Source organism: Nocardia aobensis NBRC 100429, assembly GCF_000308375.1.
Lineage (GTDB): Bacteria > Actinomycetota > Actinomycetes > Mycobacteriales > Mycobacteriaceae > Nocardia > Nocardia aobensis.
Window position 1 is genome coordinate 1 of sequence record NZ_BAFQ01000251.1, and the last position, 5,688, is coordinate 5,688.

Below are 5,688 nucleotides of genomic sequence, written 5' to 3' on the forward strand. Positions count from 1 at the left end.
GGGGCAGGCGACGGTGGAGAGCGATCCGGCCGTGCGCGTGCTGTTCCTCTGGGGTCGACGACCGGCCGACCCGACGCGCTGGCACAGTACCGCCGGCCCCGAGGAACTGGGCAGGCTCCGCGCGCTGCTCGGCGGATATTGAGACCGCGCCCACCCGGCCGGGATTGGGGGCCGTGTGGGCGGGTAGTCCGCGGAGATGGGTGCCGCAACCGATGTCGCCGTGGTCGGAGCCGGAATCGTCGGCCTGGCCACCGCGCACGCACTGCGCCGGGCCGGGCTGTCGGTCACCGTGTACGAGTCGGGCCTGCCCGGCGGCGGCCAGTCGGCCGGGCCGGCCCGCATCTTCCGCCATGCGCACACCGATCCGCGGCTGGTCGAGATGGCGGTGGCCGCGCGGCGCGTCTGGCGCGATTGGGAAGGCGAATTCGGCACCGAACTGATCTCGCGCGACGGGGCGGTCGCGCTCGGAGACGGCGTGGCGGACAAGCTGGAGATTCTGCGGCGAACGCCCGGAATCGACGCCCGCGGTATCGACGCCGAGGAGCTGGCGACCCGGCTGCCGCTGCTGGCCGGCTACGACGGACCGGCCATGCTGGACGCGACCGGCGGCTCCATCCGTACCGTCGCCGCGATCGACGCGCTCACCGAACGATTGCGCGATTCGCTCGTCACCGACCACGTCCTCACCCTGCGGCACACCGCGACCGGAACCGTCGAAATACGCACCGGCACAACCTGTTCGGACTTCGGCCGCGTTGTCGTGTGCGCGGGCCGCGGCACCGCGCCGCTGGCCGGCACCCTCGGCCTCGCCCTGCCGGTGCAGGTGTCCGCACACGTCCGGGTGACCTTCCGCCCGCGATCGGCGCCGCCCGCCACACTGGCCACCCTGCAGGACAGCAGCGGCGAATTCGGCGAAACCGGCATCTATGCCGCCGCGTTCCCCGGCAATACTCACTACGCGCTCGGACTCAGCGATTCCGTGCCCAGCAACGACGGCGGCTCGGTCGATCCCACGGCCCTGGCCGGGCTGGCCGAACGCGCCGCGAGCTACGTCGACCGCGCACTACCCGGACTCGCGCCCGAACCGAAGGGCTATGTGCACTGCTGGGTGACCCGGCTGCCGTGGGGTGAGGACGCGCTGGCCGCCTGGCAGGACGGCGGCGCCACCTTCCTCGCCGGGCACAATCTGTTCAAACTGGCCCCGGTCCTGGGCGCCACGCTCGCCGACAGCATCACCACCGGACAACCCGCCGCCACCCTGGACCCGTCGCGGCGGCTCGGCGATCCCGCCGCCGCCCGGTAGGACGCCGCCCGGCACTACCGTCGAAAGTACTTAAGCGCGACAGATTCCCCGTCGCCCGGAACTCCATAACTTTGTGGTCGGAACGTCACCACCACGAAGGAGAATCCCGTGAGCGACATCAACGACCTGGTCGAACGCTACCTCGCCGTCTGGAACGAGACCGATCCCGCCGCCCGCGCCGCGCAGATCGCCGACCTGCTCACCGACGACGCCGAATACACCGACCCGCTGGTGTCGGTGCGCGGCCACGCCGGACTCGACGCGGCCGTCGCCGCGGTCCAGCAGCAGTTCGCCGGACTGGAATTCACGCTCGGCGGCCCGATCGACAGCCACCACGGCATCGCCCGCTTCACCTGGCATCTGGGCCGGCCGGGCGAGGAGCCGCTGGTGATCGGCTTCGACGTCGCCGCACTCGGCGACGACGGCCGCATCCGCCAGATCCTCGGCTTCCTCGACAAGGTGCCCACCGGCGCCTGATCCTCCTCCCGGCACCCGACACTCACCCCCGCAAAGGACAAGGTCATGTACTTCACCACCACCGACGGAACCACCCTCGCCTACGAGGATTACGGCACGGGCGAACCGATCGTCTTCGTCGCCGGCGCCATGCTCAACACCGAGATGTGGGAGTACCAGATTCCGTACTTCACCGAGCGCGGCTACCGCTGCATCGCCCTGGACCGCCGCGGCCACGGCCGCTCGGACCGCCCGTCCACCGGCTACGACATCGACACCACCGCCGACGATCTCGGCGCCCTGCTCGATCATCTCGACCTGCGCGGCGCCACCCTCGTCGGCCACTCCACCGGCGGCGCGGAGATCGCCCGGTATCTGGCCCGCCACGGTGAAAGCCGTGTCGCCCGAGTGGTTTTCCTCGCGGCGATCCTGCCCTTCATGAAGGCCACCGACGACAACCCCGGCGGCATCCCGGAAGCCATGCTCGACGCGCTGGTGGCCAGCATCCGCACCGACCGCGGCCGGTGGCTGGCCCGCCAGTCGCAGATCTACTTCAACAGCCACCTGAATCCGGACGTCTCCCCCGAACACATCGACATCACCTACCGTCAGTGCCTGTCGACCGCGCCGTGGGCGACGCTGCAGATGCAGCAGGCGGTCTTCCACTGCGACAACCGGGAAGCGTTGCGCGGCATCACGGTTCCCGCGCTCATCGTGCACGGCGCCCTGGACTTCTCCGCGCCCGCCGAGGTCACCGGCCGGCGCACCGCCGAGCTGATGCCGGAGGCCGTCTACAAGGAGTACCCGACCGCCGGTCACGGTCTGTACACCTCGCACGCCGCCGAGTTCAACGACGATCTCCTGGAATTCGTCAAGGGCTGAGCGAACCCCTTGTCCCGCAGCACGATCCCCGAGGAACACCCATGTCCACACCCACCCTGCTCGTCGGTGGCCCCCGCCCGGCGAGCGCACCGCCCGCACGGGCCACCCTGCTCGTCCTGCTGGCCGGAATCTTCATGGCCACACTGGACTTCTTCATCGTCAACGTCGCCATCCCCGACACCCAGGCCGATCTGCACGCGAGCAGCGCCACCATGCAGTGGGTGGTCGCCGGATACGGCCTCGCGGTCGCGGCCGGGCTGATCACCGGCGGGCGGCTCGGCGACCTGTACGGCCGCCGCCGGCTCTACGGCCTCGGCATGGCGGTGTTCACCCTCGCCTCCCTGGCCTGCGCGCTGGCCGGTGACGCCGCCGAACTGGTCGTCGCCCGGATCGCCCAGGGGGCCGCGATGGCGCTGCTGATGCCGCAGGTCCTGGGCATCATCAGCGTGGTGTTCACCGGCACGCGCCGGGTGCGCGCCTTCGCCGCCTACGGGCTGGCCATGGGCCTGGCCGCGGTCTTCGGCCAGCTCATCGGCGGGCTGTTGATCCAGGCGGATCTGTTCGGTCTGGGCTGGCGCACCATCTTCTGGATCAACGTGCCGGTGGGTGCGCTCACCCTCGCCGTGCTGACACGGCTGGTCCCCGAATCACGCGGAGACGGCGGCACCCGCCTGGACCGGCTCGGCGTCGGCCTCATCACGACCGCGCTGGCGGCGGTGGTGTTGCCGTTGATCCAGGGCCGAGAGCAGGGCTGGCCACTGTGGACCTGGCTCTCACTGGCCACCGCCGCCGTGCTGATCGCCGTCTTCGTCACCGCCGCGCGGCGATCGGCGGCCCGCGGCGGGGAGCCGCTGGTGAATCCCGCGCTGTTCGCCGAACGCTCGTTCGCGGTCGGTTCCACGATCGCGCTGAGCTACCAGATGACCTTGGGATCGTTCTTCCTGTTCCTGGCGCTGTATCTGCAACAGGGGCGCGGCCTGTCGGCCCTGGGGTCCGGCCTGCTGTTCCTCGCCCTGGGCGGGGCCTACCTGCTCACCTCGATGCTGTCGGAGCGGGCAGCCGCCCGGCTCGGCCGGCAGGTCGTCGCGGCCGGCGCGGTGCTCCAGGCCGCCGGATATCTGCTGCTCGCGATCACCGCGCACGAGCTCGGCGGCAACGGCTCGGTGCTCGACCTGCTGCCGGGGATGATCGTCGCGGGAGCGGGGATGGGTCTGGCCCTGGTGCCGATGCCGGGCATCGTGCTGGCGGGAGTGGCACCGCAGCACGCCGCCGCCGCAGGGGGCGTGCTGGCCACCGCGCAGCAGGTCGGCGGCGCGGTCGGAATCGCGGTGGTCGGCATCGTCTTCTACGACCGGCTCGCCGCGCCGGGCGGATTCGCGTCGGCCTTCGTCGCGAGCCTGGTGCCGATGGCGCTGCTGTGCCTGCTCACCGCCGCACTGGTGCAATTACTCCCCGCCACACGCATCCGGAAGTAGAGATCGGAGTCCCGGTGGTCACCACCGGGGCTCCGGCATGTCCGCGGGTGTCAATGCAGTTGATCCGCAATGGTTTTCAGTTCGCCGCGCGAGGTCACTCCGAGTTTCGGATACGCCTTGTAGAGGTGGTAGCCGACGGTGCGATGGCTGAGGAACAGCTGGGCGGCGATATCGCGATTGGACAGGCCCTGGGCAGCGAGGCGAGCGATCTGCAACTCCTGCGGGGTGAGTCCGGCAACCGCCGCGCGCGACCGCGAATCCGATTGCCCGCCAGGCCCGCTCGGCGCGGCGCCGGTCGCGACGAGTTCACTGCGGGCGCGTTCGGCCCAGGGGCGCATGCCGATCCGGTCGAACATGTCCAGCGCCTCGGTCAGCACCGTTCGCGCCTCGCTCTTGCGGCGGGCCCGGCGCAGCCACTCGCCGTAGAGTTGTGCGGTGCGGGCGTATTCCACCGGACGTGCCTCACGGTCGTGCAGCTTCAGCGCCCGCGTGTAGTGCGCCTCGGCGCTGTCGTCGTCGGACAGCAGTGCGCGACAACGCAATACGAGCGCTTCGGCCCACGGCTGCCGCACCGCGGTGGCCCAGTCGGCGAGCCGATCGGCGTGGGGTTCGGCCCGATCGGCGGCGCCGACCCGCACCGCCGCCTCGACCAGATCGGGGATCGAGCGCATCGCGCACAAATGATGGCGCAGCGGATCCCGGGTCAGCCGCTCGAAAAGCGACAGCGCCGATTCGGCCCGGCCCGAACCCAGTTCGAGCAACCCCAGCGACCAATGCGCCCACGCCGCACCGGGAGAGACGGATCCGGGCGTGCTGTCGGCGAGTCCGGCCTCGGCGTAGTGGCGGCATCGGTCCGCGTCGCCCTCGGCGGCGTGGATATGCGCGAGAACGCTGCTGAGCTGGCTGACCCATTGGCGCTGGCCCAGATCTGCGGCCAGGGTCAGTGCCTCGGCCGCGGTGGTTCGCGCGTCGCGCAGACGACCGGTGAAGATCTCGACCTCGGCGGCGAAGAACAAGGTCGTGGGCAGCCGGCCGGCGGCACCGGCGTCGCGATACTCCCGGCTCAGCGCCTCGGCGGGCCCGTAGACGTCGGCGTCCTGGCCGCCGGCCATCGCCACGCCACACAGCATCAGCCGCACCTGATCCGGCACCTGGCCCCGTCGCGCGGACTCTTCCACTGTCAGTGTCAATTCCGGTGGTGCGCCCCCGGTGTCGCGGCGATCCAGGACGCTCGCCATATAGGTCACGACCGGGTGCAGCGGATCGGCGCCGGCCAGTGGCACCGCGGTCAATTGCGCCACGCAGTCGCGGACATGCTGTTCGCCCAGATACCAGCCGGTGTGCAGGGCCTGGATCAGCATCGTCGCCGCCAGCGCGGGATCGCGGTCGGCGACCTGTGCGGCGCCGGCGCGCAGCAGCGCGTCCGCCTCGGCGAAACGGCCCTGCCAGAAGTGGGCGAGCCCTTCGACGTGCGCGACCCGAGCCCGCAAGTCCGCTGTCGCACCGGCTCTTCCGGCCACCCGGCGCGCGAGCCCCGCGGCCCGTTCCAGATCACCCGCGTTCAACGCGGAC

At 71.1% G+C, this 5,688-nt stretch carries 5 protein-coding genes and 1 pseudogene; 5 read left to right on the forward strand and 1 reads right to left on the reverse strand.

Annotation, left to right across the window (positions count from 1 at the left end; all coding sequences use genetic code 11):
* The 5 genes and pseudogenes from RJ03_RS39220 to RJ03_RS27680 all read left to right on the forward strand — a co-directional run.
* Nucleotides 1-142 (forward strand): annotated as a pseudogene (locus tag RJ03_RS39220) (maleylpyruvate isomerase N-terminal domain-containing protein); the annotation flags it as partial.
* 54 nt (nt 143-196) lie between these two features.
* Nucleotides 197-1,303, forward strand: coding sequence for an NAD(P)/FAD-dependent oxidoreductase (locus RJ03_RS27665; protein ID WP_036507737.1), 1,107 nt, complete (start codon nt 197-199; stop codon nt 1,301-1,303).
* A gap of 108 nt (nt 1,304-1,411) precedes the next feature.
* A complete protein-coding gene (locus RJ03_RS27670; protein WP_036507740.1) occupies nt 1,412-1,780 on the forward strand; it encodes a nuclear transport factor 2 family protein in 369 nt (122 codons plus the stop codon).
* Nucleotides 1,781-1,825: 45 nt separating this feature from the next.
* Entirely contained in the window at nt 1,826-2,641 is an 816-nt protein-coding gene (locus RJ03_RS27675; protein ID WP_036507742.1) for an alpha/beta fold hydrolase, read from the forward strand.
* A gap of 41 nt (nt 2,642-2,682) precedes the next feature.
* On the forward strand, nt 2,683-4,116 hold the full coding sequence (locus RJ03_RS27680) for an MFS transporter (RefSeq protein WP_051025325.1): 1,434 nt from the start codon (nt 2,683-2,685) through the stop codon (nt 4,114-4,116).
* A gap of 50 nt (nt 4,117-4,166) precedes the next feature.
* On the opposite strand, the gene RJ03_RS27685 is transcribed toward RJ03_RS27680, so the two are convergent.
* Nucleotides 4,167-5,688 (reverse strand): helix-turn-helix domain-containing protein (locus RJ03_RS27685; RefSeq protein ID WP_036507747.1); only part of this gene is annotated, 1,522 nt, incomplete at its 5' end.

Excerpts from the sequence above, each read along its gene's own strand:
- RJ03_RS27665 (WP_036507737.1), top strand. The coding sequence starts at position 197 with ATGGGTGCCGCAACCGATGTCGCCGTGGTCGGAGCCGGAATCGTCGGC.
- RJ03_RS27680 (WP_051025325.1), top strand. The coding sequence starts at position 2,683 with ATGTCCACACCCACCCTGCTCGTCGGTGGCCCCCGCCCGGCGAGCGCA.
- RJ03_RS27675 (WP_036507742.1), top strand. The coding sequence starts at position 1,826 with ATGTACTTCACCACCACCGACGGAACCACCCTCGCCTACGAGGATTAC.